The organism is Sphingomonas sp. MMS12-HWE2-04, assembly GCF_044881185.1.
In the GTDB taxonomy this organism is placed as follows: Bacteria; Pseudomonadota; Alphaproteobacteria; order Sphingomonadales; family Sphingomonadaceae; genus Sphingomonas.
Genome location: NZ_CP173254.1, coordinates 2930656 through 2951045, shown reverse-complemented (window position 1 = coordinate 2951045; position 20390 = coordinate 2930656). Strand labels below are relative to the sequence as shown.

At 67.4% G+C, this 20390-nt stretch carries 27 protein-coding genes; 10 read left to right on the top strand and 17 right to left on the bottom strand.

Going from position 1 to position 20390, the window contains the following annotated elements; translation table 11 throughout:
* The first annotated feature begins 96 nt into the window (after window positions 1-96).
* The gene (locus AB2M62_RS13705) at window positions 97-987 is read left to right on the top strand and encodes an ROK family protein (protein ID WP_404334595.1); all 891 of its coding nucleotides are present in this window, start codon (window positions 97-99) and stop codon (window positions 985-987) included.
* Here the strand turns inward: AB2M62_RS13705 and AB2M62_RS13700 are convergent.
* Window positions 984-1607 carry a DNA-3-methyladenine glycosylase family protein gene (locus AB2M62_RS13700; RefSeq protein WP_404334593.1) on the bottom strand — a complete coding sequence of 208 codons (624 nt, stop codon included), beginning with the start codon at window positions 1605-1607 and terminating at the stop codon, window positions 984-986. The genes AB2M62_RS13705 and AB2M62_RS13700 overlap by 4 nt on opposite strands.
* Before the next feature lie 60 nt (window positions 1608-1667).
* Here AB2M62_RS13700 and AB2M62_RS13695 point away from each other — a divergent pair, with 60 nt between their 5' ends.
* Complete coding sequence (locus AB2M62_RS13695) at window positions 1668-1985, top strand: 2Fe-2S iron-sulfur cluster-binding protein (RefSeq protein ID WP_404334592.1); 318 nt, start codon at window positions 1668-1670, stop codon at window positions 1983-1985.
* Here AB2M62_RS13695 and AB2M62_RS13690 read toward each other — a convergent pair.
* Complete coding sequence (locus AB2M62_RS13690) at window positions 1982-2299, bottom strand: phosphoribosyl-ATP diphosphatase (RefSeq protein ID WP_404334590.1); 318 nt, start codon at window positions 2297-2299, stop codon at window positions 1982-1984. The two genes, AB2M62_RS13695 and AB2M62_RS13690, sit on opposite strands and share 4 nt — an antisense overlap.
* Before the next feature lie 58 nt (window positions 2300-2357).
* Entirely contained in the window at window positions 2358-2546 is a 189-nt protein-coding gene (locus tag AB2M62_RS13685; RefSeq protein WP_404334589.1) for a hypothetical protein, read from the bottom strand.
* Window positions 2547-2926: 380 nt separating this feature from the next.
* Between AB2M62_RS13685 and AB2M62_RS13680 the strand changes: the two genes are divergently transcribed.
* The 4 genes from AB2M62_RS13680 (at window position 2927) to AB2M62_RS13665 (ending at window position 5073) form a co-directional block, all read left to right on the top strand.
* Window positions 2927-3571 carry a glutathione S-transferase family protein gene (locus AB2M62_RS13680; RefSeq protein ID WP_404334587.1) on the top strand — a complete coding sequence of 215 codons (645 nt, stop codon included), beginning with the start codon at window positions 2927-2929 and terminating at the stop codon, window positions 3569-3571.
* Window positions 3572-3872: 301 nt separating this feature from the next.
* Window positions 3873-4394 (top strand): DUF2975 domain-containing protein, encoded by a 522-nt coding sequence (locus AB2M62_RS13675; RefSeq protein WP_404334585.1) that lies wholly within the window; start codon window positions 3873-3875, stop codon window positions 4392-4394.
* 2 nt (window positions 4395-4396) lie between these two features.
* A complete protein-coding gene (locus AB2M62_RS13670; protein WP_404339946.1) occupies window positions 4397-4618 on the top strand; it encodes a helix-turn-helix domain-containing protein in 222 nt (73 codons plus the stop codon).
* Window positions 4619-4653: 35 nt separating this feature from the next.
* Window positions 4654-5073 carry a hypothetical protein gene (locus AB2M62_RS13665; protein WP_404334583.1) on the top strand — a complete coding sequence of 140 codons (420 nt, stop codon included), beginning with the start codon at window positions 4654-4656 and terminating at the stop codon, window positions 5071-5073.
* A gap of 23 nt (window positions 5074-5096) precedes the next feature.
* Here the strand turns inward: AB2M62_RS13665 and AB2M62_RS13660 are convergent, their stop codons facing one another.
* From AB2M62_RS13660 to hisB, 5 genes are all read right to left on the bottom strand, one after another.
* Window positions 5097-6086 (bottom strand): L,D-transpeptidase, encoded by a 990-nt coding sequence (locus AB2M62_RS13660; protein WP_404334581.1) that lies wholly within the window; start codon window positions 6084-6086, stop codon window positions 5097-5099.
* Window positions 6087-6166: 80 nt separating this feature from the next.
* Window positions 6167-6940, bottom strand: coding sequence for an imidazole glycerol phosphate synthase subunit HisF (hisF, locus tag AB2M62_RS13655; RefSeq protein WP_404334579.1), 774 nt, complete (start codon window positions 6938-6940; stop codon window positions 6167-6169).
* Between the two features lie 148 nt (window positions 6941-7088).
* The gene (hisA, locus tag AB2M62_RS13650) at window positions 7089-7835 is read right to left on the bottom strand and encodes a 1-(5-phosphoribosyl)-5-[(5-phosphoribosylamino)methylideneamino]imidazole-4-carboxamide isomerase (protein WP_404334577.1); all 747 of its coding nucleotides are present in this window, start codon (window positions 7833-7835) and stop codon (window positions 7089-7091) included.
* The gene (hisH, locus tag AB2M62_RS13645; RefSeq protein WP_404334575.1) at window positions 7823-8431 is read right to left on the bottom strand and encodes an imidazole glycerol phosphate synthase subunit HisH; all 609 of its coding nucleotides are present in this window, start codon (window positions 8429-8431) and stop codon (window positions 7823-7825) included. Before hisH ends, hisA begins: the two co-directional genes overlap by 13 nt.
* A 2-nt stretch (window positions 8432-8433) precedes the next feature.
* Window positions 8434-9021 carry an imidazoleglycerol-phosphate dehydratase HisB gene (hisB, locus tag AB2M62_RS13640; RefSeq protein ID WP_404339944.1) on the bottom strand — a complete coding sequence of 196 codons (588 nt, stop codon included), beginning with the start codon at window positions 9019-9021 and terminating at the stop codon, window positions 8434-8436.
* A gap of 70 nt (window positions 9022-9091) precedes the next feature.
* Between hisB and AB2M62_RS13635 the strand changes: the two genes are divergently transcribed.
* The gene (locus AB2M62_RS13635) at window positions 9092-9583 is read left to right on the top strand and encodes an SspB family protein (protein ID WP_404334573.1); all 492 of its coding nucleotides are present in this window, start codon (window positions 9092-9094) and stop codon (window positions 9581-9583) included.
* Window positions 9584-9616: 33 nt separating this feature from the next.
* Here the strand turns inward: AB2M62_RS13635 and coaD are convergent, their stop codons facing one another.
* The 3 genes from coaD to AB2M62_RS13620 all read right to left on the bottom strand — a co-directional run bounded on the left by coaD (window position 9617) and on the right by AB2M62_RS13620 (window position 11380).
* Window positions 9617-10120, bottom strand: a complete 504-nt coding sequence (gene coaD / locus AB2M62_RS13630; protein WP_404334571.1) for a pantetheine-phosphate adenylyltransferase — start codon at window positions 10118-10120, stop codon at window positions 9617-9619.
* Window positions 10121-10223: 103 nt separating this feature from the next.
* Window positions 10224-11132, bottom strand: coding sequence for a polyprenyl synthetase family protein (locus AB2M62_RS13625; protein ID WP_404339942.1), 909 nt, complete (start codon window positions 11130-11132; stop codon window positions 10224-10226).
* 2 nt (window positions 11133-11134) lie between these two features.
* Entirely contained in the window at window positions 11135-11380 is a 246-nt protein-coding gene (locus AB2M62_RS13620) for an exodeoxyribonuclease VII small subunit (RefSeq protein WP_404334570.1), read from the bottom strand.
* 85 nt (window positions 11381-11465) lie between these two features.
* Here AB2M62_RS13620 and AB2M62_RS13615 point away from each other — a divergent pair, with 85 nt between their 5' ends.
* Window positions 11466-12845: an NAD-dependent succinate-semialdehyde dehydrogenase gene (locus tag AB2M62_RS13615; RefSeq protein WP_404334568.1), complete on the top strand. Its 1380-nt coding sequence runs from the start codon at window positions 11466-11468 to the stop codon at window positions 12843-12845.
* Between the two features lie 6 nt (window positions 12846-12851).
* Here the strand turns inward: AB2M62_RS13615 and AB2M62_RS13610 are convergent, their stop codons facing one another.
* Together AB2M62_RS13610 and AB2M62_RS13605 are read right to left on the bottom strand one after the other, a co-directional pair.
* Window positions 12852-13223 carry a plastocyanin/azurin family copper-binding protein gene (locus AB2M62_RS13610; RefSeq protein ID WP_404334566.1) on the bottom strand — a complete coding sequence of 124 codons (372 nt, stop codon included), beginning with the start codon at window positions 13221-13223 and terminating at the stop codon, window positions 12852-12854.
* An 80-nt stretch (window positions 13224-13303) separates the two neighbouring features.
* Window positions 13304-13660: an RICIN domain-containing protein gene (locus AB2M62_RS13605; protein ID WP_404334564.1), complete on the bottom strand. Its 357-nt coding sequence runs from the start codon at window positions 13658-13660 to the stop codon at window positions 13304-13306.
* A gap of 95 nt (window positions 13661-13755) precedes the next feature.
* On the opposite strand from AB2M62_RS13605, the gene AB2M62_RS13600 reads away from it, so the two are divergent.
* Complete coding sequence (locus tag AB2M62_RS13600; protein WP_404334562.1) at window positions 13756-14115, top strand: hypothetical protein; 360 nt, start codon at window positions 13756-13758, stop codon at window positions 14113-14115.
* 116 nt (window positions 14116-14231) lie between these two features.
* On the opposite strand, the gene AB2M62_RS13595 is transcribed toward AB2M62_RS13600, so the two are convergent.
* The 4 genes from AB2M62_RS13595 to AB2M62_RS13580 all read right to left on the bottom strand — a co-directional run bounded on the left by AB2M62_RS13595 (window position 14232) and on the right by AB2M62_RS13580 (window position 19041).
* On the bottom strand, window positions 14232-15125 hold the full coding sequence (locus AB2M62_RS13595; protein WP_404334560.1) for a phosphatase PAP2 family protein: 894 nt from the start codon (window positions 15123-15125) through the stop codon (window positions 14232-14234).
* 238 nt (window positions 15126-15363) lie between these two features.
* Window positions 15364-17058, bottom strand: coding sequence for a long-chain fatty acid--CoA ligase (locus AB2M62_RS13590; protein WP_404334559.1), 1695 nt, complete (start codon window positions 17056-17058; stop codon window positions 15364-15366).
* Between the two features lie 31 nt (window positions 17059-17089).
* Window positions 17090-17338 (bottom strand): hypothetical protein, encoded by a 249-nt coding sequence (locus AB2M62_RS13585; RefSeq protein WP_404334557.1) that lies wholly within the window; start codon window positions 17336-17338, stop codon window positions 17090-17092.
* A 20-nt stretch (window positions 17339-17358) separates the two neighbouring features.
* Window positions 17359-19041 (bottom strand): diguanylate cyclase domain-containing protein, encoded by a 1683-nt coding sequence (locus tag AB2M62_RS13580; protein WP_404334555.1) that lies wholly within the window; start codon window positions 19039-19041, stop codon window positions 17359-17361.
* A gap of 132 nt (window positions 19042-19173) precedes the next feature.
* On the opposite strand from AB2M62_RS13580, the gene AB2M62_RS13575 reads away from it, so the two are divergent.
* Window positions 19174-20379: a DUF418 domain-containing protein gene (locus tag AB2M62_RS13575; protein ID WP_404334553.1), complete on the top strand. Its 1206-nt coding sequence runs from the start codon at window positions 19174-19176 to the stop codon at window positions 20377-20379.
* The last annotated feature ends 11 nt before the right edge of the window (window positions 20380-20390 follow it).

The following is a 20390-nucleotide window of genomic DNA, read 5'->3' as shown; positions in this document are numbered from 1 at the left end:
ATTATAGTTTGATTTCGATTTAATTATAAACTGCTTGAGCCGTCATTGCGGCTGACACCGCTTCCCATCGCGCTGGGGCTGCGCTAGCTGCATTGCATGACTAACCCACCGCGCATCGCAGGGATCGAACTGGGCGGGACCAAATGCGTCGCGCTGCTGGCGACCGGCCCGAACGAAGTCGGCGAGCAGCACACCATCCCGACCACCGACCCCGCCACCACGCTCGCCGCGATCGAGGCGGTGCTCGACGGCTGGGCCTTCGACGCGATCGGTATCGCCAGCTTTGGGCCGCTCGAGCTCGACCGCAGCCGCCCCGATTTCGGGTCGGTGACCGCGACGACCAAGCCGGGCTGGACGGGGACCGATCTCGTCCGGCGGCTGAGTGCGCGCTATGCCAGGCCGCTGGCGATCCAGACCGACGTCAACGGCGCCGCGCTGGCCGAGGCGCGCTGGGGGGCGGCACAGGGACTGTCGACGCATGTCTACATCACCATCGGCACCGGCGTGGGCGTCGGGCTGGTCGCCAACGGCAGCCCGGTGCAGGGCGTGGCGCATGGCGAGGCGGGGCATATGCGCGTGCCGCGGGCGCCGGGCGACGGCTATGCCGGCTGGTGCCGCTTCCATGGCGACTGCGTCGAGGGGCTGATCTCGGGCCCGGCGATCGCCGAGCGATTCGGCATGCCGGGAAGCCAGCTGCCGGTTGACGGGCCCGAATGGGACCTGTTCGTCCACGACCTGACCGGGCTGCTCCACAATCTCGTCACCGCCGCGGCGCCCGAGCGGATCGCGATCGGCGGCGGGGTGATCGCCAAGCGGCCGCATCTGTTCGACCGGATCCGGGCGCGGCTGGCGGAGAGCATCGGCGGCTATGGCTCGCTTGCCGCCTATAGCGAGACGCTCGACCGGCGGGTCGGACCGCCGGGGCTGGGGACGATGGCCGGGCCGCTCGGCGCGATCGCGATGGGGCTGGAGGCGGTGGGCGGCTAGATCACGTCCATGTCGGTCTTGTAATGGTGCCAGGCGAAGATCGCCGCGGCGCCACGGTGGGGGCTCCACCCCTTCGACCATTCGCGCAGCATCTTTTCCGACGGGCGATCGGCATGGCCGAGGATGCGGCCGATCTCGATCTGCACCGCGAGGTCGCCGGCGGGCCAGATGTCGGGCCGGCCCTCGGCGAAGAGCAAGTAGATCTCCGCGGACCAGCGGCCGATGCCCTTGATTCGGGTGAGCGCCGCGATCGCTTCCTCGTCGTCGGCGGGCAGGTTCTCCAGGTCCAGCCGCCCGCTGGTCACTTCCTCGGCAAGGCTGCGGGCATATCCCGCTTTCTGGCGCGACAGGCCGGCGGCGCGGAGCTGCTCGTCGCTGGCCCTGGCGACCGTGCCCGGATCGGTGAGGTTGCCCAGGACGGCGGCGAGCTTGTTCCAGATCGACTGGGCGGCAGCGACGCTGACCTGCTGGCCGACGATCGTGCGCAGCAGCGTCTCATAGCCGCGATCGCGCAGCCGCGGCTCGGGATAGCCCGCCCGCTCGAGCGCGGCGGCGAAGGCAGGCTCGACCGCGGCGAGCGCATCGATCGATGCCTTTATCTGGTCGGCGCTTAGGCCCATCGGGTCTATCCTTGCAGTGCGGCGGGGAAGGCGGCATGAGCGCCACCAAAGGAGATTGCCATGCCGAAGCTTACCGTCGTGACGCGCGAGGGAGAAGAGCGGACGGTCACCGGCGAGATTGGCCTCAGCGTGATGGAAGTGATCCGCGACAACGGCTTTGACGAGCTGCTGGCCATTTGCGGGGGCTGCTGCAGTTGCGCGACCTGCCACGTCCATGTCGACCCGGAATTTGCGGCCAAACTGCCGCCGATGGGCGAGGACGAGAACGATCTGCTCGACAGCTCGATGACGCGCGACGCGACCTCGCGGCTATCGTGCCAGATCCCGTTCACCGACGCGCTGGACGGCATGCGGGTGCGGATCGCCGAAGACGACTAAGCCGGGCGCGCGGCCTTTTCGTCGAGACCCGATACGCCCTCGCGGCGAGTGAGTTCGGCGCGGATATCGTCGAGGCTGAGGCCCATATCGGCGAGCAGGACGAGCAAGTGGAAGACCAGGTCGGCGGCCTCGCCGACCAGTCCGGGCGCATCGTCCTGCACCGCGGCGATTGCGGCCTCGACGGCTTCCTCGCCCACCTTCTGCGCGATCTTGGCGCGGCCCTTGGCGGTCAGCCGGGCGACATAGGACGATGCCGGATCGCCGGTGCGGCGGGTGCGGATCAGCTGTTCGAGCGCATCGAGGGAGTCGGCCATGGCGACCGGCTGTAGGACCGGGGCGCCGCTGTCAATCCTGGGGCGCAATCCTGAGGGGTCAATCCTCTCGGGCGCGGCGGAAGCGGGCGCGCAGCGCGCGGCGGACGAACCACACCGCACCGGCGGCGCAGAGGAACAGCGCGATGTCCGACAGCTCTGGCATCGAGCGGCTGCCCGCGACTCCATTGTGCGGCGCGGCGAGCACCGACGGCGCGATCAGCAGCAGGGCGGCGGCGATGCGGAACATGGCGCCGAGCATAACCGGCAGGTTGTTAAGATTCGGCTAGGGCCCTGGGCGAGGCTCGGTTGACAAAGTTGACACGATCCGGCGGTTCTTCGGCTGTGGGAGCGGCGCGTAGCCAACCTTTCGGTTGGGAAGCGCGAGGCCGCGAGCCGGGCGGCCGCGAAGACCTTCGCTTGACACTGGTTGACACGATCAGGCGTTTTCTGGCGCGCGCGGTTTCCCGCGGGGGGCGAGCGGAAAGTCGCAAAAGTCACAGTTGCGGCGCGCGCAGGTTCAGGCGCGTCCAGGGGCGATCGACGGTGTCAAAGAGCATCGATCAGGCTAGCATCGCCAGCCGGCTGTAGGACAGCGTAAATCTGGTTGGGGAACGGAGCGCCTTTGCGATGACGATCACGATCACCGCCTTCGAGAGTTCGCCCGACCGGGGCCGCGGGCTGGCGCGCGACATGCGGGTGCGCTGGGCGCTGGAGGAAGTGGGCCAGCCCTATGCGGTGCGGCTGGTGTCGTTCGCGGCGATGAAGGCGCCGGCGCATCTCGGGCTGCATCCGTTCGGGCAGATCCCGACCTATGAGGAAGGCGACCTAGCGCTGTTCGAGAGCGGGGCGATCGTGCTCCATATCGCCCAGCGCCATGCCGGACTGCTGCCCGAGGACGGCGATGCGAGGGCGCGGGCGATCGGCTGGATGTTCGCCGCGCTCAACACCGTCGAGCCAGTGATCGTCGAGCGCGAGACCGCCCGGCTGGTGGAGGGTGACAAGCCTTGGACCGAGGCGCGGATGCCGATCGTCGAGGACCGTATCCGCACGCGGCTGGGCCAGCTTGCCGACCGGATCGGCGCGGCCGACTGGCTCGACGGCGATTTCAGTGCGGCCGACCTGTTGATGGTGACGGTGCTGCGCCGGCTAGGCGGCGGGCTGGTGGAGGCGCATCCGAACCTTGCCGCCTATATCGCGCGTGGCGAGGCGCGGCCGGCCTATCAGCGCGCGTTTGCCGACCAACTGGCGGTGTTTACCGCGCGTCAGGGCTAGGCGCAGGCCGCCGCCTGCGCGCGGAGGAAGCTGCGTTCGCGGAGGTTGCGTCCCGCGCCGACGGCCATGCGCGATCGATGCTGCGCGCCAGGCGGGCAAGACCCGCGATCAGCCCGGGCCGCGCGATGCGGACAACGGCTTCGATCGCCCGATGCGCCTCGCCCGCGGTCCTGCCGGGTTGTCGGGCAGCCCATGACCGGCGGCGGGCGATCAGCTTCGCCAGGTTTATTATCGTATTTCGATATTATCGATTGACGATATGCTCCGCATCCCTTATCGAAAAACAATAAGGAGAACGGACATGAAGAATCGCAACGGTTTGATCCATTCATCGGCATTGGCGCTGCGCCTGGCCTCGTTTGCCGACTGGGCGTTCGGCGCGGCGGTGCTCGCCGGGCTGGCGGCTTCGGCGACCCTCGGCGGACGCTTCACGACGCTGCTGCTCGGCGAGGACGGCGGCGCCGCGCTCGACGAGCGAACCGCCGGCATCCGCTGGCTGATGGTGCTGGGCATCGCGATGGCCGGCCTGATCTTCGTGATGCTCCGCGCGCTGCGCCAGATCGTCGCGACGGTGATGGCGGGCGACCCGTTCGTCCTGGACAATGCGGCGCGCTTGCGCACGATCGGGTGGAGCCTGGTGGCGATCCAGCTACTCGATATCCCCGCCGTTCTGATCGCGCGCGGTTTCCCGGCGCTGGGTTCGGCCGCTCCCGATGCCGGTATCTCGCCGGCCGGGTGGCTCGCGGTGCTGATGAGCTTCGTGCTGGCCCGCGTCTTCGTCGTCGGCGCCGGGATGCGCGACGATCTCGAAGGGACGGTGTGACCATGCCGATCATCGTCACGCTGGACGAGGTGCTCCAGCGCAAGGGCATGACCCTGACCCAATTGTCCGAAGCGATTGACCTGACGCTCGCCAATCTGTCGATCCTCAAGACCGGCAAGGCCAAGGCGGTCCGCTTCACGACGCTGGAGGCGATCTGCGAGGTGCTGGATTGCCAGCCGGGCGAGATCCTGACCTATCGATCCGGCGAAGGGCCCGGCCAATGATCCTCGTGTCATCCCCGCACAAAGGCGAAATCACCATGCACAATCTCTCGGCGCTTCGTCTCAACCTGCTGCGCAGCGGCTATCTTCTGCTCGTCCTCGGCATCGGTGCCGGCATGTGGCCGGTTCTGTTGCGCGAGGGGCCGCAGCTCGAACTGATGCACGGCGCGGCGCTCTCGATGCTGTGCGCGGTCGGCCTGCTGGCGCTGCTGGGGCTGCGCTATCCGCTGCAGATGCTGCCGCTGCTGATGTTCGAAATGACCTGGAAGACGATCTGGACGCTGCGGATCGCGCTGCCGCTCTGGTCCGCGGACAAGCTGGATGCCGACTTCATCGCGACGCTGGTCGCCTGCGCGGTCGCGCTGGCCTTCCCCTTCCTCATTCCATGGCGCTACGTCGTCGACAATTATCTCCGCCGGCCTGCCGACGCGTGGCGCCCTGCACGCACCAGCGTCTGACGGAGCCGGCGCGGGGCCGGGCGTCACGGCGCGGGCGAGACGGCGTCCATGATGGTGATGCGCTTGCCGGTCTCGGCGCCGACGCTCGACTGGGTGACGAGCAGGGTGGTGCCGGGGACGAGAGCCGCGCGCACCTTGTCGTAGAAGTCGCGGGGCATGCGGACCCGGTTCAGGATCGCCTCGTCGAGCGGGCGGCCGGCATCCTCGTCATGGCCGGGCAGGCCGATATAGGTCCAGCGCGGGGCGCCGTCTGGCCCGGTGGCGAGGCTGATGACGTGCGAGCCGGGATCGTCATCGGCGATCTCGGCAGCGCTGCGGCCGATCTCGACCCCGCCGCGCAGCACGACGATACGCTGGTCGCTCTTCGAGACGATGATGGTGAGCGGGCCGTTGGGCGCGGCGGCGGGGTTCCAGCGATATTCGCCGTCGAGCGGCGCGATGGTGGTCGGGCGGCCCTTGGCGTCGAGCGGGGCAAGCAGGCTCGCCTCGGTGGTGCGGACATGGTTGGCGGCGTCGCCTTCGACCACCACGGTGACGCCGAGGCTGGTGGTGCCGAACAGCGCCTGGGCGAAGCTGTAGGGCAGATGCACGCAGCCATGGCTTTCGGGATAGCCGGGCAGGCCGCCGGCATGGAGCGCGACGCCGTCCCAGGTCAGCCGCTGGGTGAAGGGCATCGCGGCGTTGTTGTACTTGCTCGAATGGTGCTTGGCGTCCTTCTGGAGGATGGTGAACACGCCGGTGGGGGTGTCGTGCCCCGCTTTGCCCGAGGAGACAGTGCTCACCGCGATGCGGACGCCGTTGCGGTAGACGGTGGCGCGCTGGGCAGAGAGATCGACATAGACGAGCAACGGGCCGGCCGGGGCGACTCCGGGCGCCCATACCCACTCGCCCGGCTTGAGCGCATCGGCCTGGCGCGCGAGCTCGACCGCGGAGCTGACCTTGGCGCCCTGGGCGAAGGCGGTTCCGGGCAGGAGCAGGATGGCCAGGGCAAGCGACGCGAGGCGTGTGGGCATGATGTGCTCCTATACTCGCCGGCGACTATAGCTGCCGCACGCTTGCTGTCACCCGGGCCTTGGGCCGGGGCGCGGCCTGGTCAGGCGCGAACCGGCTTGCGCACCGGAATGCCGGCTTGCGCAAGCGCGGCATGGGCATCGGCGATCGTGGCTTCGCCGAAATGGAAGATCGACGCGGCGAGCACGGCGGAGGCGTGGCCCTCGCTGATGCCGGCGACAAGGTGGTCCAGAGTGCCGACGCCGCCCGAGGCGACGACGGGCACGGTGACCTGATCGGCGATGGTGCGGATCAGATCGAGGTCATAGCCGTCGCGGGTACCGTCGCGGTCCATCGACGTGATGAGCAGCTCGCCGGCGCCGAGCGCTGCGAGGCGCAGCGCGTGTGCGACCGCATCGATGCCGGTGGCGCGGCGGCCGCCATGGGTGAAGACTTCCCAGCGGCCCTCGCCGGTGCGGCGCGCGTCGACCGAGGCGACGACGCATTGGCTGCCCATGCGATCGGCGATCTCGGCGACCACCTCCGGTCGCGAGACCGCGGCGGAGTTGACCGCGACCTTGTCGGCGCCGGCGAGGAGCAGCGCGCGCGCATCGTCGACGCTGCGCACGCCGCCGCCGACGGTCAAGGGCATGAAGCACACCTCGGCGGTGCGGCGGACGACGTCGAGGATGGTGCCGCGGGCCTCGTGGCTGGCAGTGATGTCGAGGAAACAGAGCTCGTCGGCGCCGGCGGCGTCATAGGCGTGCGCCTGCTCGACGGGATCGCCGGCATCGCGCAGCGCGACGAAGTTGACGCCCTTGACGACTCGGCCGTTGGCGACGTCGAGACAGGGAATGACGCGGGCGCGGACGGTCATAGATCCTCCCCGGAACGGGGAGGGGGACCGCCGCCGAAGGCGGTGGTGGAGGGGGAGTGCCCCAACGGGATTCGCGGGTGGAGAGCCCCCTCCACCATGCTGCGCATGGTCCCCCTCCCCGTTCCGGGGAGGATCAAGAAGCCGTTGCTCATGCCTGGCCGACCTCGATCGCCCATTTCAGGTCCAGCCGGCCGTCATACAGCGCGCGGCCGGTGATGACGCCTTCGATGCCGTCGGCGACATGGCCGCGCAGCGCGTGGATATCGGCGATGTCGGTGACGCCGCCGCTGGCGATGACCGGGATGGTCGAGGCGCGGGCGAGCGCGACGGTGGCTTCGACGTTGCAGCCCTTGAGCAGGCCGTCGCGGCCGACATCGGTGAACAGCAGCGCGGCGACGCCGGCATCCTCGAAGCGCTGGGCAAGCTCGACGACGCTGACGTCAGATACGTCGGCCCAGCCATGGGTGGCGACCATGCCGTCGCGCGCATCGACCGCGACGACGATGCGGCCGGGATGGTCGCGCGCCGCCTCGCGGACGAGATCGGGGTTCTCGAGCGCGGCGGTGCCGATGACGACGCGTTCGACGCCGAGATCGAGCCAGCGCTCGATCGACTCGCGATTGCGGATGCCGCCGCCGAGCTGGACCTTGCCGCCGAAGCGCTCGACAATTCCTGCCACTGCGGCGCCGTTCACCGATTCACCGGCAAAGGCGCCGTCGAGATCGACGACATGGAGCCATTCGGCCCCGGCGCGCTGGAAGATTTCGGCCTGGGCGGCGGGATCGTCACCATAGATGGTGGCGCGGTCCATATCGCCCTCGGCGAGGCGGACGACCTGGCCCGCCTTCAAGTCGATGGCGGGGAAGACGATCAGGCCGGGGTTCAGGGCTTCCATGCGAGGAACCTCTCCAGCAGCGCAAGACCGTAGCGCTGGCTCTTTTCGGGGTGGAACTGGACGCCGGCAAGATTGTCGCGGCCGATCGCCGCGGTGACCGGACCGCCATGCGACGTGGTGGCGAGGACGTCGCCGCCGGTGAAGGCGAAGCTGTGGAGGAAATAGGCCTCGCCGGCCTGGATCAGCGGGTGATCGGCGGCGGGGATGACGTCGTTCCAGCCCATATGGGGGACATGGACGCCCGGAGCAGGATCGATCTGGCGGACGGTGCCGGGGATCCAGCCCAGCCCCTGATGGCTGCCGAGCTCCTCGCCGGTGGTCGCCATCAGCTGCATGCCGACGCACACGCCGAGGAACGGCGCGGCTTCGCGCAGCACGCGCTGCTCGATCGCCTCGACCATGCCGGGGATGGCGCGCAGGCCGCGCGCGCAGGCGCCGAACGCCCCGACGCCGGGCAGGACGATGCGGTCGGCCCGCGCGACGGCATCGGGATCGGCGGTGATCGCCAGCCCCTGCGCGCCGGCGGCCCTGAGCGCATTGTGCACCGAATGGAGGTTGCCTGCGCCATAATCGATGAGCGCGACCCTCGCCGCCACGCTCAGAGCACGCCCTTGGTGGACGGGATCACGCCTGCCTTGCGCGGATCGATCTCGATCGCCTCGCGCAGCGACCGGGCGAGGCCCTTGAACGCGGCCTCGGCGATATGATGGTTGTTGGTGCCGTAGAGCGTCTCGACATGGAGCGTCAGCCCGGCGGTCTGGGCGAAGCTGTGGAACCAGTGTTCGAACATCTCGGTGTCCATCTCGCCGAGCCGTTTCTGGCTGAACTCGGTCTTCCAGACGAGATAGGGGCGGCCCGAAATGTCGAGCGCGACTCGGGTGAGCGTCTCATCCATCGGCGAAAGCGCGTCGGCGTATCGCCGGATGCCCTTCTTGTCGCCGAGCGCCTTGGCCACCGCTTCGCCGATCGCGAGCCCGGTATCCTCGACGGTGTGGTGCTGGTCGATATGGAGATCGCCCACGGTCTTGACGTCGAGATCGATCAGCGAGTGGCGCGAGAGCTGCTCGAGCATGTGATCGAAGAAGCCGATGCCGGTGGAGATGGCAAAGGCGCCGGTGCCGTCGAGGTTGACGGTGACGTCGACCGAGGTCTCGCTGGTCTTTCGGCTGATGCTGGCGGTGCGCATCAGGCGCACATAACGCGTTGTGGCGTCCATGCAATCTTGACCCTCAGCGCTGAGGCGCTACCCAAGGGGCATGACCGGCACCGTGCCCGACAGCCTGATTCCCTATGACGAGATCGTGCAGGAAGCCCTGCGCGCCGTCGTTGGCCGCGTGCTGAACTCCGTCGCGCAGACCGGGGGTCTCCCCGGCGCGCATCATTTCTACATCACGTTCAAGACGCACGCGCCGGGAGTCGACATCCCGCAGCGGCTGATCGACCGGTTCCCCGACGAGATGACGATCGTGCTCCAGCACCGTTATTGGGACCTCAAGGTCGACGACGAGCGCTTCTCGGTGGGGCTGAGCTTCAACCAGGTGCCCTCGACGCTCAACATCCCGTTCGCGGCGATCACCGGCTTCCACGATCCGGCGGTCAATTTCGAGCTGCGCTTCCAGGCGTCCGACGTCGCCGAGGAATCGGAGCTTCCCGAAGAGGCCGAGAACGACGCGGCATCCTCGGCCGTGGTCACCGCGCCTGAGGACGGATCGAACGTCGTCTCGGTGGATTTCAAGCGCAAGAAATAAGCTGCGCTTCTCCCGGCGGGAGAGGCGGAACGCTCAGCTGCCCTTGCGACCGATCTGGGCGACTCGGGCGACGACGTCGGCCTCCACCGCGGGCGGCACGAACTTGCGGATCGCGCCGCCATAGAGCGCGATTTCCTTGACCAGCCGGCTGGCGATCGGCTGGAGCGAGACGTCGGCCATCAGGAAGACCGTCTCGATCTTGTCGTTGAGCTGCTGGTTCATCCCCGCCATCTGATATTCATATTCGAAATCGGCGACGGCGCGCAGCCCGCGCACGATGACGCTGGCATTCTGCGCCTCGGCGAAGTCCATTAGCAGCGAATCGAAGCTGACCACGACGATGCCGGCGATGTCCGCTGTCTCGCGAATGACCATCGCCATCCGCTCCTCGACCGAGAACATCGGCGATTTGGAGGGATTGGTGGTCACCCCGATCACCAGCGTGTCGACGAGCTTCGCGCCGCGGCGGATGATATCCATATGGCCGCGCGTGACCGGATCGAAAGTGCCGGGATAGACGCCGATGCGGGGGGTCATGCGCAGTCTCTCAGAAGCGCCGCCGCGGACGCGGAGGCCAATGCCGCTTTGCAGCACAAACGCGCGGCGAAGTCGAAGCGCAAAATCGCGCGGGGCCGATGCCCTAGCGATCGCGCTCCAGGGTGAAGCGGGCGATATCGCGCAGCAGATCGGCTTCGCTGCCGAAGGGCTTGAGATGCTCGATCGCCTGCTCGACGAGCAGCCGGGCCTGTTCGCGAGCGCGATCGAGGCCGAGCAGGGTGAGGAAGGTCTCCTTGCCGGCGTCGCCGTCCTTGTGGAGCTTCTTGCCGACCAGTGCCTCGTCGCCCTCGGCATCGAGGATGTCGTCGGCGATCTGGAAGGCGAGGCCGACATCGCGGGCATAGCCGCGCAGCCCGGTGCGGCCTTCGGCGGAGACGCGGCCGAGGATCGCGCCGAATTCGACCGAGCAGCCGATCAGCGCGCCGGTCTTGAGCGCCTGGAGCCGGGTGACGGTCTGGAGGTCGAAGCTCGCTTTCTCGGCTTCGAGGTCCATCATCTGCCCGCCGGCCATGCCCGCGGGGCCCGACGCATGGGCGAGCGCGGCGACGAGTTCGGCGCGGACGAAGGGATCGGCATGCGTCGCGGGATCGGCGAGGATTTCGAAGGCGAGCGCGTGGAGGCAATCGCCGGCGAGGATCGCCGTGGCTTCGTCGAACGCCTTGTGCACCGTCGGCTTGCCGCGGCGAATGTCGTCGTCGTCCATCGCCGGCAGATCGTCATGGATCAGCGAATAGACGTGGATCGCCTCGAGCGCAGTCGCGGCGCGCGCGGTGCAGCTGCGATCGACGCCGAAGATCTGGGCGGTGGCGAAGACGAGCAGCGGACGCAGCCGCTTGCCACCGCCGATCGCGGCGTGGCGCATCGCGCGATACAGCGCCTCGCGCGGGTCCGACGGGACGGCGAGCAGCGTATCGAACTGACGGTCGATCTCTGCCGAGACCTGGCGAAGCGCAGCCTGCAGCGCGAGGCTGGCGTGCGGCACACCGGTCATCATCAGCCGGCGTTGAAGGGGACGGCGCCGGTGGCGCGGCCCTCGGCATCGGTGCGGATTGCCTCGATCCGTGCCTGGGCCGAATCGAGCCGCGCGGCGCATTGGCGGCGCAGCCGGTCGCCACGCTCATAGAGGTCGATTGCCTCCTGGAGCTGGGCCTCACCGCTTTCGAGCCGCCCGACGATTCGTTCGAGCTCCTTCAAGGCGTCCTCGAACGAGAGGGCGGCGATGTCTGCTTCTTCTGCCATGGCGCACGCTATGCGGCAGCGCCAAGGGGGTTGCAACCACCGGTGCGGCGCACGAGTTCAACGGGCTCGGGCGAAAGGAGCGACCATGTTTACCAGCATCAACCCCGCGACCGGCGAGGCCATCCAGACCTATCCGGAACTCGACGCCGACGGCATCGAACTGGCGCTGTCGCGCGCGAAGACCGCCTATGATTCGTGGCGGGTGTCGCCACTGGACGAGCGCACCGCGCTGCTGGCGCGAATCGCCGAGGCCTGGGAGGCCGACAAGCAGCATCTCGCCGAGACCGCAGTGCGCGAAATGGGCAAGACGCTGGCGAGCGCGGTCGCCGAGGTCGAGAAATGCATTTCGGGCTTCCGGCATTATGCCGAGCACGGCCCGGCCTATCTCGAGCCGACGAGCGTCAAGACGGCGGGCGGTCACGCCGTGGCGCGCTGGCTGCCGATGGGGCCGGTGCTGGCGGTGATGCCGTGGAACTTCCCCTATTGGCAGGTGGTGCGCTTCCTCGCGCCGACGATCCTGGCGGGCAATGTCGCGCTGCTGAAGCACGCCTCGAGCGTCCAGGGCTGCGCGGGGTTGATGCAGCAGCTAGTGAGTGCGGCCGGCGCGCCCGACGGGCTGTTCCAGAACCTGGCGATCAAGTCCGACAAGGTTTCCGATATCATCGCCGACAAGCGCGTGGTCGCGGTGACGCTGACCGGCAGCGAAGGCGCGGGCGCCAAGGTGGCGCAGGCGGCGGGGCGCGCGCTCAAGAAAGTGGTGCTCGAACTCGGCGGATCGGACCCGCTGATCGTGATGCCCTCGGCCGATCTCGATCTCGCGGCGAAGACCGCAGTGACCGCGCGGGTGCAGAATGCCGGACAGAGCTGCATCTGCGCCAAGCGGATGATCGTCCATGCCGAAGTGTATGACGCGTTCCTCGAGAAATTCTCGGCAGGCATGCAGGCGGTGACAATCGGCGATCCGATGGCGAAGGAGACCGGGATGGGCCCCCTCTCCAGCATCCAGCAGCGCGATACCGTGCTCGAGCAGGTCGCGCGCGCCGTGGGTGAGGGCGCGACGCTGTTGTTCGGCGCCGAGAAGATCGAGCGCGACGGGGCGTGGATGTCGCCGGGCGTGCTAGTCGGCGTCGATCCCGAGAGCGATGTCGCCAAGGAGGAGATTTTCGGGCCGGTCGCCGCGGTCTACAAGGCCGACGATATCGACCATGCGATCGCGCTGGCGAACGACGTGCCCTATGGGCTTGGCTCGGCGGTATGGACGACCGACGACGCCGAGATCGAGCGGTTCGCGCGCGACATCGAAAGCGGGATGACGGCAGTGAACGCGCTGCTCGCCTCGACCCCCGAGGCGCCGTTCGGCGGGGTGAAGCTGTCGGGCCATGGCCGCGAGCTTGGCCCCTGGGGGCTGCACGAGTTCATGAACTTGAAGGCCGTGATGTATGGCGGCGGCAAGCCGGGGGACTGAGCGGGCTCAGCGCACCACGAACGTGCCGGTCATGCCGAAGCCGGCGTGGAGGAAATGGGTGCATTTGATCGGGTAGGTGCCTGCGGCAGGCGCGACGAAAGCGATGTCGACGCTGTCGCCGCCGGCGAGCTCGACCTTGCCCCCCTTGAGCCGGGCACGATCGGCGGCGGGCATCGTCGCGGCGGCGAAGAACGCCTTGGCCGCGAAGCTGTGCCCGCCGCTGCTCGACAGATGCAGGACATAGGGCTGGCCATGCACGAGCGCGATCGTATCGGGCGTGAAGGCGAAGTTGGAGAGCGCAACGTCGATCCGCTGCGGCTCGGCGGCGGACACAAGCAACACCGCGCTTCCTGCAAGCGCCAAGCCCGGCAACCGCATGGTTCCACTCCTATTGGTCGCGCGCACTCTAGCCCCCGCCGCGGGCGCGCGCCACCCTTGGCCCTCGCAACGACGCGACCTCAGGTGCGCGGGGCCAGCGACACGAAGCGCCAACGCTGGTTGGCGTTGCCGGCAGCGGGCCATTGCTGAACCTTGGCGCCGGGCTCGCCGCGCGCGCCGTCGACGTCGATCGCGAGCTGCGATTGCTTGTTGACGATCAGCATCGTGTGCGCGGCCGGGTCCGGCCGGCGCGCGAAGAACCAGAGCTGGTTGTCGCCGCCGGTGCGCTTCGAGACTTGAACCGGTGCGCCGGGTCGATCGTCGCCATCGGGAATCTCCAGCGCCAAGTCGTCCCCGGCCAGGAGCAGGAAATGGCCGTTGCCCGCCTCAACCAGCGTCCACAGATCCCCGCCAGCGTTCCAGACGTCCCTACCCAATACGACCGGTATCGGCGCGTTGGGATCGGTGCGTGCCCGGTCCCAATCCAGCGATAGCGCCAGCGTTTCGTCCGATCCGACCCGATCTTGAAGGGGTGTACAAAGTCGAACGACCCGCTTCCGCCAAACCCGGCGATCCCGAAGCCGGTGCTGATCACGCTCGCCGCGCCGAGCCCCCGCCCGTCCTTGGCGTGAAAATCGAAGACCATCCTGCCGGCGCCCAGCGCGCCGCCGCCACCGCGAAAATCGGCCGACCATCCTTGCATGACTTCGACGGGCACGAAGAATTCGGCGGTGCCCTCGGCATCCATCAGCCCGAGCGTGAGGCCGCCGGCGACTCCGCGGAACCCAGCAATCTCACGCGATGTATCATGGGGATCGAGGAACGAGATCGAAAAGACCGTGGCGACCAGTCCGCCGGTGACCACACGAACCGGATAGCGGAATTGGAATGATCCGGGCCAATCACTCCGGCGGCTGAACTCGACGGGAAGACTATGGCGCATTGCGGTCCTCTCCAGCATTGGCCGGGCGGTTCGCCCGTGCAGGATATCATGTCTGGCCGGGGAGGCTATCGCGTGGCCGGGGCCTTCGCCAGGGCGGTCTTGGGTGTCTGGCGCAATCCGCCATCGGCACGCATGACCGCACCGAAGGGCGGCAACGTCGCCCAGCGCCAGCCCGACGGCCAGGGCTGCCCGGCGTGGAGGCGATGTGCCAGCCAGATCGAAAGGCCCGCCAGCGCGATCCCCGCCGGGAGATCGACGATATAGTGGAAGCGATTGGCGATCGCGCCGATCAGGATGAACGCGAACAGCGGCACGTAGAGCGGCAGCAGCACGCGGCAATGTTTCCAGGCGAACCACAGGAACAGGAAGCCGCCGCCGGCATGGAGCGATGGCATCGCGCCGAGCGGGCTGACGAATTCGCGCGCGCCGTTCGCCGCCAGCCATTCGCGCCCGCCGGCGACCGCGGCCTCGCGGACCGCGAGCATATGCGCCTGGGCCTGGGTCAGCACGGGATTGGCGCCGGTCTCGTAGAGGAACGGTCCGATCGCCGGGAACAGCAGGTAGCAAAGCCCGCCCAGGCCCTGGAGCAACAGGGCCGACAGGAACAGCGTGCGGAACTGATCGGGCGTCTTCATCGAATGCACGATAAAGCTGCAGTAAAACAACAGCATGAACCCGTTCATGTAAAGATCGTTGATCCCGGGCACCCAAGTTGCGAGCCAGCCGCGGATCGCGATGCAGGCATCGACGATTCCGTGCATCTGCCGGTCAACCGCCATGAACTCGGCATCATAAGTGGCGGGGTTGATGAACGGCACCCACGCCTTGACGTTGAAGTGCAGCCACAGCACGACCGCGTAGCAGGGCAGCGCCAGCACCGCATATCCGCAGGCCTTTCCCTGGATTCCGACGAAACCGATCAGCCCGATCAGTCCCACCAGCGGCACAAGATAGTGCACGCCGACAAAGGCGGCGCCACCGAGCGAAGGAAGTAGAAAAGGCGTTGCGTAAGTCCATGAAAGACATGCGCAAAATAAAGAAAATAGGAAGGTGAAGCCTATTTCTTTCGACGCAATTCTTGTCACGGGCCGATCTCTCCCTCGCAAGGCAAGGGAAAGATAGATTTTTGCGGTTAAATCAAAGTTAAAAGAAAGAATAGTGGTCTTGGTTGTTCCGCAAGACAAGCGTTGTTCGAAATTATGCTTTGTTTGATTGTACTTCGGCGATCAAGTCCTTGCGGCTGAGTTTGCCGATCATCGTCTTGGGCAGGCTTTCGCGGACCACGACCTCGGAAACGCGCTCGTGCTTGCCGAGCTTGCCGTTGAGCCAGGCGCAAATCTCCGGGCCGCTGGTATCGGCCTCGTCGTTGAGCGTGACATAGGCGTGCGGAAGCTCGCCGTGATAGGCATCGGGAAGGCCGATCACGAGCGCTTCCTTGACCGCGGGATGGGTGTAGAGCACCGCCTCGATCTGGCTGGGGAAGACCTTGAACCCGCCGACCGCGATCATGTCCTTCAGCCGGTCGACGATGCGGATATAGCCGTCCTCGTCGATCGTCGCGACATCGCCGGTGCGCAGCCAGTGCGGCTCGCCTTCGGACTCGACGAAGACTTCGGCATCGGCGTCGGGGCGCTGCCAATAGCCCTTCATGATCTGCGGGCCCGAGACGATCAGCTCGCCCGGCTCGCCTTCGGGCGGCGGGCGCGTGGGATCTTCCTTGTCGACGATGCGGACGCGGGTGCCCTGGATCGGCTGCCCGATCGTGCCGGGCTTGTTGAGCCCCTCATAGGGGTTGGTCGAGACCACGCCCGAGCTTTCCGACAGGCCATAGCCTTCGGTGACGCGCGCGCCGGTGATCCGTTCCCAATCGTCCTTGAGCGCCGAAGGCAGCGGCGCCCCGCCCGAGATGCAGAAGCGCAGGCTGCTGAAGTCGCTGGGCTTCATCCCCGGCGCGTCGAGCAGTGCCTGGTACATCGTCGGCACGCCGGGCAGCGAGCGCGGGCGGGTACGCCGCAACTCGGCGAGCGCCTGCTTGGCGTTGAAGCGCGGTAGCATCACGATCTTGCCGCCGCTGATCACGCTGCGGTTGAGCACGCAGGTGTTTGCGAAGACATGGAAGAAGGGGAGCACGCCGAGGATCGAATTGTTCGGGATGCCGAATTCGGGATCGAGATGCGCGACCTGGCGCGCATTGGCCGACAGGTTCTGGTGGCTGAGCACCGCGCCCTTGGGAACGCCGGTGGTGCCGCCGGTATATTGGATCAGCGCGATATCGGTGTCGGGATCGAGCGTGGGCAGGCCGCAACCGCCAGCATTGGCGGTGAGCTTCTTGAAGGTGAGGATGCGCAAGTCGCTCGGGATCTGGCTGACTTCGGCGCGCTTGAGCAAGCGATAGGCGATCGACTTGAGGCCGGGCAGTGCGCCGGCGACCGAGCCCACGACGAGGCGCTCGAGCGCGCTGTTCTCCAGGACTTTCAATGCGGTGGGGAGCAGGGCCTTTGCCGAAAGCGTGAACAGCAAGCGGGTGCCCGAATTGGCGACCTGATGAGCAAGCTCGTCGGCGGTGTAGAGCGGCGAGAAATTGACCACCGTCGCGCCGAGCTTGAGAATGCCGTAATAGGCCGCGACATAATGCGGGACGTTGGGCAGGAAGAGCCCGATCCGGTCGCCCGGGCCATAGCCGAGCGCGCGCAGCCCGCAGGCGACGCGATCGACGCTGCGCTGGACCTCGCCATAGCTATATTGGCGGCCCAGAAAATCGAGGAAGGGCGCGTGCGGATGGGCAGCGGCGCTGGCCTCGAACAAGTCAATCATCGTGGTCGGCGGAAAGGTCTGGTCCCACGGACCGGGATGACCATAGGCAGTACGCCAGGCGTGCTCGGGATCGCTCATTGACACGGGTGTAAGCAGGTTGACGTGAACGTCAAGGGGCGAGCCGCTTGCTCCAGGTGACCAGAACCGACACGCCGACGATGCCGAGATCGATCGCTGCCTGGAGGCGCTGGGGCGCGGTATCGCCCTGACGATGCGCGAAAATTTCGATGTTGGCGCGGTGCTCAGGGCCCACGGCGACGAGGAGCGCGAGCGCGGCGAGGCCTGCCAAAGCGAGGATGCGGGCGCGTCGGTTCATGGCGTCACGATAGGCGCGCGAAGGGTCCGCGGCAATGGCCAAAGCGGCGTTTCCCTAGGGTCTCAGGCGGCTTCGCGGATCGTCGCGCGGGCGCGGTCGCGACCCGCCGACTTGGCGTCGTACAGGGCGGAATCGGCGCCGCGATAGAGCGACTTCCAATGGATGTCCGAGGTCAGCGGCCCGGTGCAGCCGCCGATACTGGCAGTGACCTGGAGATCGAAGGGCATGCGGGTGGCGCGCAGCTGGGCGAGCAAGCCCTCGGGATCGGGCGCCGTGGCGGTATCGGCGAGCACGGCGAATTCCTCGCCGCCCATCCGCGCGACGAGCGCGCCGCGCGGCACGCTGGTGCGCAACAGCCGGGCGAAGACGCGCAGCACTTCGTCGCCGCCGTCATGGCCGAGCGTTTCGTTGACCCGCTTGAAATGATCGAGATCGGCGATGAGCAGGGTCTGATCGCCGGCGCGGCCGATCGCCTGGGTGAGGAAGGCGCGGCGATTGAGCAGGCCGGTCAAGGGATCGGTATCGGCGAGGCGGCGGGCAAGGACTTCGCTGGCGAGCGCCTCGTCGCGCTCCTTGCTGAGCAGCTTGATGCGATAGGCGACCGCGACCGCCGAGAGCAGCGCCTCGGCGGCGGTGGCGAGCAGCGTCGAATTGTCGATCCAGAAGCTCCACTGGACGATGTGGAGATTGGCGAAGGCGCGCAGCATCGCGGCAAGGATCGGCGCGCCCCAGCCGAGCGCGAACACCCAGAGAAAGTTGCTGCGCAGTCGCCAGGCGCGCCACAGCGCCGGCACGATTACCGTGGACAAGCCGAGGAACGCGCAGGTGAACAGCGTGTCGAGGACGCGGATTCCCCAGGGCGCCGCCACGAAGACAAAGGCGCCGGCGACGCCGACCGTGCCCGCCACCAAGGTGGTGTAGCGGCGCAGCCAGCCCGAAAAGACGCGATCCTCGAAGAAGCTGCGCGCGAAGACCAGCGCGGAGACGCCGATCCAGCCGAGGAACAGATAATTGATCCGCAGCCGATCGTTGTTGACGATGCCGGGCATCACCCAGGCCAGCGCGCCCGAGGAGGACAGCGTATAGGCGAGCAGCCCGGCCGCCATCAGGCAATAATAGAGCTGGAAGCGGTGGCGCAGCGCCGCAAAGAGCGCGAGATTGTAGACGATCAGCGCGATGCACAGCCCGGCGAACCCGGCATAGATCGCCGACATGGTCAGGTTCGCGGAGACGCTCTGATCGGCGGTCGACACGCGCGCGCCGACGACGATGCCGCGCATGTTGGCCGCGCCCTTGATATGCCAGAGCACGCGGACGATCGGCGCGAGCCGGCGCTCGAGCGGCTGCTCGACGATCGCGCCGAGCTGGAGCAGCGGCGTGACGCCGCGCGCATCGGTATGCGCCTGCGCGACATAGCCATCGGCATAGAGCGTGTAGAAACCCACGCCGTCCTGCCAGACGCTGGCGCTGCGCACCATCAGCGGCGCGCGCGAACGCGAGCGCTGGCCGATGTCGCGCGAAATCACCCAGAAATCTCCGGACCCCAATTGGTGCTGCGGCGTAGTGCAGTCGAAGCGTTCGGGATGGCGGAGCAGATCGGCGGGATCCCGCTGGCCGGTATCGCGCAGCACGCAGGTCTCGATGGCACGACCGGCAACGCCCGCCTGCGCTGCCGCCCGCTGAGGGAGGCAGAGCACGGTGAGGCAAGCGACGAGCGCCGCGAGAAACCGGAATGATCCGACCACGATCATTCCCCCTGCTACGGCGGGTATGACGAACAAGATGTAAACGACGCGACGAAACGACAATTCTTTGCCTTGATCGGCCCGACGCGCCGGCGATAGGCGCGCGGCAACGAAAAACACGGGAAGCGAATATTGACCGACGCCCAGGCCGCACCGGCGGCCCCCATTATCAGCAACGCGGCGTCACGGCTCCAATCGGTCGATATCATCCGCGGTTTTGCACTGATGGCGCTGTTCCTCGTCCACATGGTCGAGAGCTATGAACTCTATTGGTCGAAGCCCGATGGCGGCATCGCGGTCGACACCGTGTTCGCGCTGTTCATGGGTAAGAGCTTCTCGCTGCTGGCGCTGTGTTTCGGGTTCAGCTTCTTCATCCTGATGGACCGCGCAGCCAAGCGCGGGAGCGATTTCTCGGCGCGCTTCGCCTGGCGGCTGCTGGTGCTGGAGGGGATCGGCTTCGTCCATTCGCTGATCTATCGCGGCGACATCATCCAGCTGCTCGCCGGGCTGGGCTTCCTGCTGCTGATCGCGCACCGGGTGAAGAGCAACCGCGCGCTGATCGTCGCGGCGATCGTCTGCTTCCTGGGACCGACGGTGCTGATCCAGCTGCTCGCGGCGGACGCCGGCGCGGCCTGGGCGAACCAGCCGGCGCGATCGGGCTGGGATCCGGCGATGCAAGCCTATCTGCATGGCAGCCTGGGCGACCATCTGCGCGCCAACCTGTGGCAGGGGCAGATCCCCAAATGGTGGTTCATGCTCGAATCGGGGCGGCTGACTCAGATCTTCGGCCTCTATCTCGTCGGCATGGTGCTCGGGAGGATCGGCTTCTTCGCGCGGCTGGAGGAATTCGCCAAGGCGCGCTGGATCGGCCTGGGCGTCGCGGCGATGGTGGTGGGGGTGTTCCATTATGCCCGGCCGATCGTGTTCGGCTGGTTCGCGGCGCGTGGGCATAGCGACGACGTCAACCGGCTGTTCGATTCGATGCTGTCGAGCTGGTTCGAGCTGGCCGCGACCTTTGGCTGGGCGCTGGTGCTGCTCAACCTCTATCAGAGCCCGGCGCGGCGGCTGCTGATGCCGCTCGCCGCCGCCGGGCGCGCGACGCTGACGCTCTATATTCTGCAGTCGCTGATCTTCGTCCCCGTCTTCTACACGTTCGGACTGGGACTGTACGACGATTGGGATGGGACCACGCGGCTCTGGGTGGGGCTGGCGGCGATTGCGGCGCAGCTGGCGATCGCCAATTTGTGGTTCCGCCGCTTCCAATACGGCCCGATCGAATGGGTGTGGCGTTCGCTCACCTTCCTGCGGCGCGACATTCCCTTTCGGCGCGTGGCCTGAAGCGACGGCGC

Excerpts from the sequence above, each read along its gene's own strand:
- AB2M62_RS13705 (WP_404334595.1), top strand. The coding sequence starts at position 97 with ATGACTAACCCACCGCGCATCGCAGGGATCGAACTGGGCGGGACCAAA.
- AB2M62_RS13700 (WP_404334593.1), bottom strand. The coding sequence starts at position 1,607 with ATGGGCCTAAGCGCCGACCAGATAAAGGCATCGATCGATGCGCTCGCC.
- AB2M62_RS13695 (WP_404334592.1), top strand. The coding sequence starts at position 1,668 with ATGCCGAAGCTTACCGTCGTGACGCGCGAGGGAGAAGAGCGGACGGTC.
- AB2M62_RS13690 (WP_404334590.1), bottom strand. The coding sequence starts at position 2,299 with ATGGCCGACTCCCTCGATGCGCTCGAACAGCTGATCCGCACCCGCCGC.
- AB2M62_RS13685 (WP_404334589.1), bottom strand. The coding sequence starts at position 2,546 with ATGTTCCGCATCGCCGCCGCCCTGCTGCTGATCGCGCCGTCGGTGCTC.
- AB2M62_RS13680 (WP_404334587.1), top strand. The coding sequence starts at position 2,927 with ATGACGATCACGATCACCGCCTTCGAGAGTTCGCCCGACCGGGGCCGC.
- AB2M62_RS13675 (WP_404334585.1), top strand. The coding sequence starts at position 3,873 with ATGAAGAATCGCAACGGTTTGATCCATTCATCGGCATTGGCGCTGCGC.
- AB2M62_RS13670 (WP_404339946.1), top strand. The coding sequence starts at position 4,397 with ATGCCGATCATCGTCACGCTGGACGAGGTGCTCCAGCGCAAGGGCATG.
- AB2M62_RS13665 (WP_404334583.1), top strand. The coding sequence starts at position 4,654 with ATGCACAATCTCTCGGCGCTTCGTCTCAACCTGCTGCGCAGCGGCTAT.
- AB2M62_RS13660 (WP_404334581.1), bottom strand. The coding sequence starts at position 6,086 with ATGCCCACACGCCTCGCGTCGCTTGCCCTGGCCATCCTGCTCCTGCCC.
- hisF (WP_404334579.1), bottom strand. The coding sequence starts at position 6,940 with ATGACCGTCCGCGCCCGCGTCATTCCCTGTCTCGACGTCGCCAACGGC.
- hisA (WP_404334577.1), bottom strand. The coding sequence starts at position 7,835 with ATGGAAGCCCTGAACCCCGGCCTGATCGTCTTCCCCGCCATCGACTTG.
- hisB (WP_404339944.1), bottom strand. The coding sequence starts at position 9,021 with ATGCGCACCGCCAGCATCAGCCGAAAGACCAGCGAGACCTCGGTCGAC.
- AB2M62_RS13635 (WP_404334573.1), top strand. The coding sequence starts at position 9,092 with ATGACCGGCACCGTGCCCGACAGCCTGATTCCCTATGACGAGATCGTG.
- coaD (WP_404334571.1), bottom strand. The coding sequence starts at position 10,120 with ATGACCCCCCGCATCGGCGTCTATCCCGGCACTTTCGATCCGGTCACG.
- AB2M62_RS13625 (WP_404339942.1), bottom strand. The coding sequence starts at position 11,132 with ATGACCGGTGTGCCGCACGCCAGCCTCGCGCTGCAGGCTGCGCTTCGC.
- AB2M62_RS13620 (WP_404334570.1), bottom strand. The coding sequence starts at position 11,380 with ATGGCAGAAGAAGCAGACATCGCCGCCCTCTCGTTCGAGGACGCCTTG.
- AB2M62_RS13615 (WP_404334568.1), top strand. The coding sequence starts at position 11,466 with ATGTTTACCAGCATCAACCCCGCGACCGGCGAGGCCATCCAGACCTAT.
- AB2M62_RS13610 (WP_404334566.1), bottom strand. The coding sequence starts at position 13,223 with ATGCGGTTGCCGGGCTTGGCGCTTGCAGGAAGCGCGGTGTTGCTTGTG.
- AB2M62_RS13590 (WP_404334559.1), bottom strand. The coding sequence starts at position 17,058 with ATGAGCGATCCCGAGCACGCCTGGCGTACTGCCTATGGTCATCCCGGT.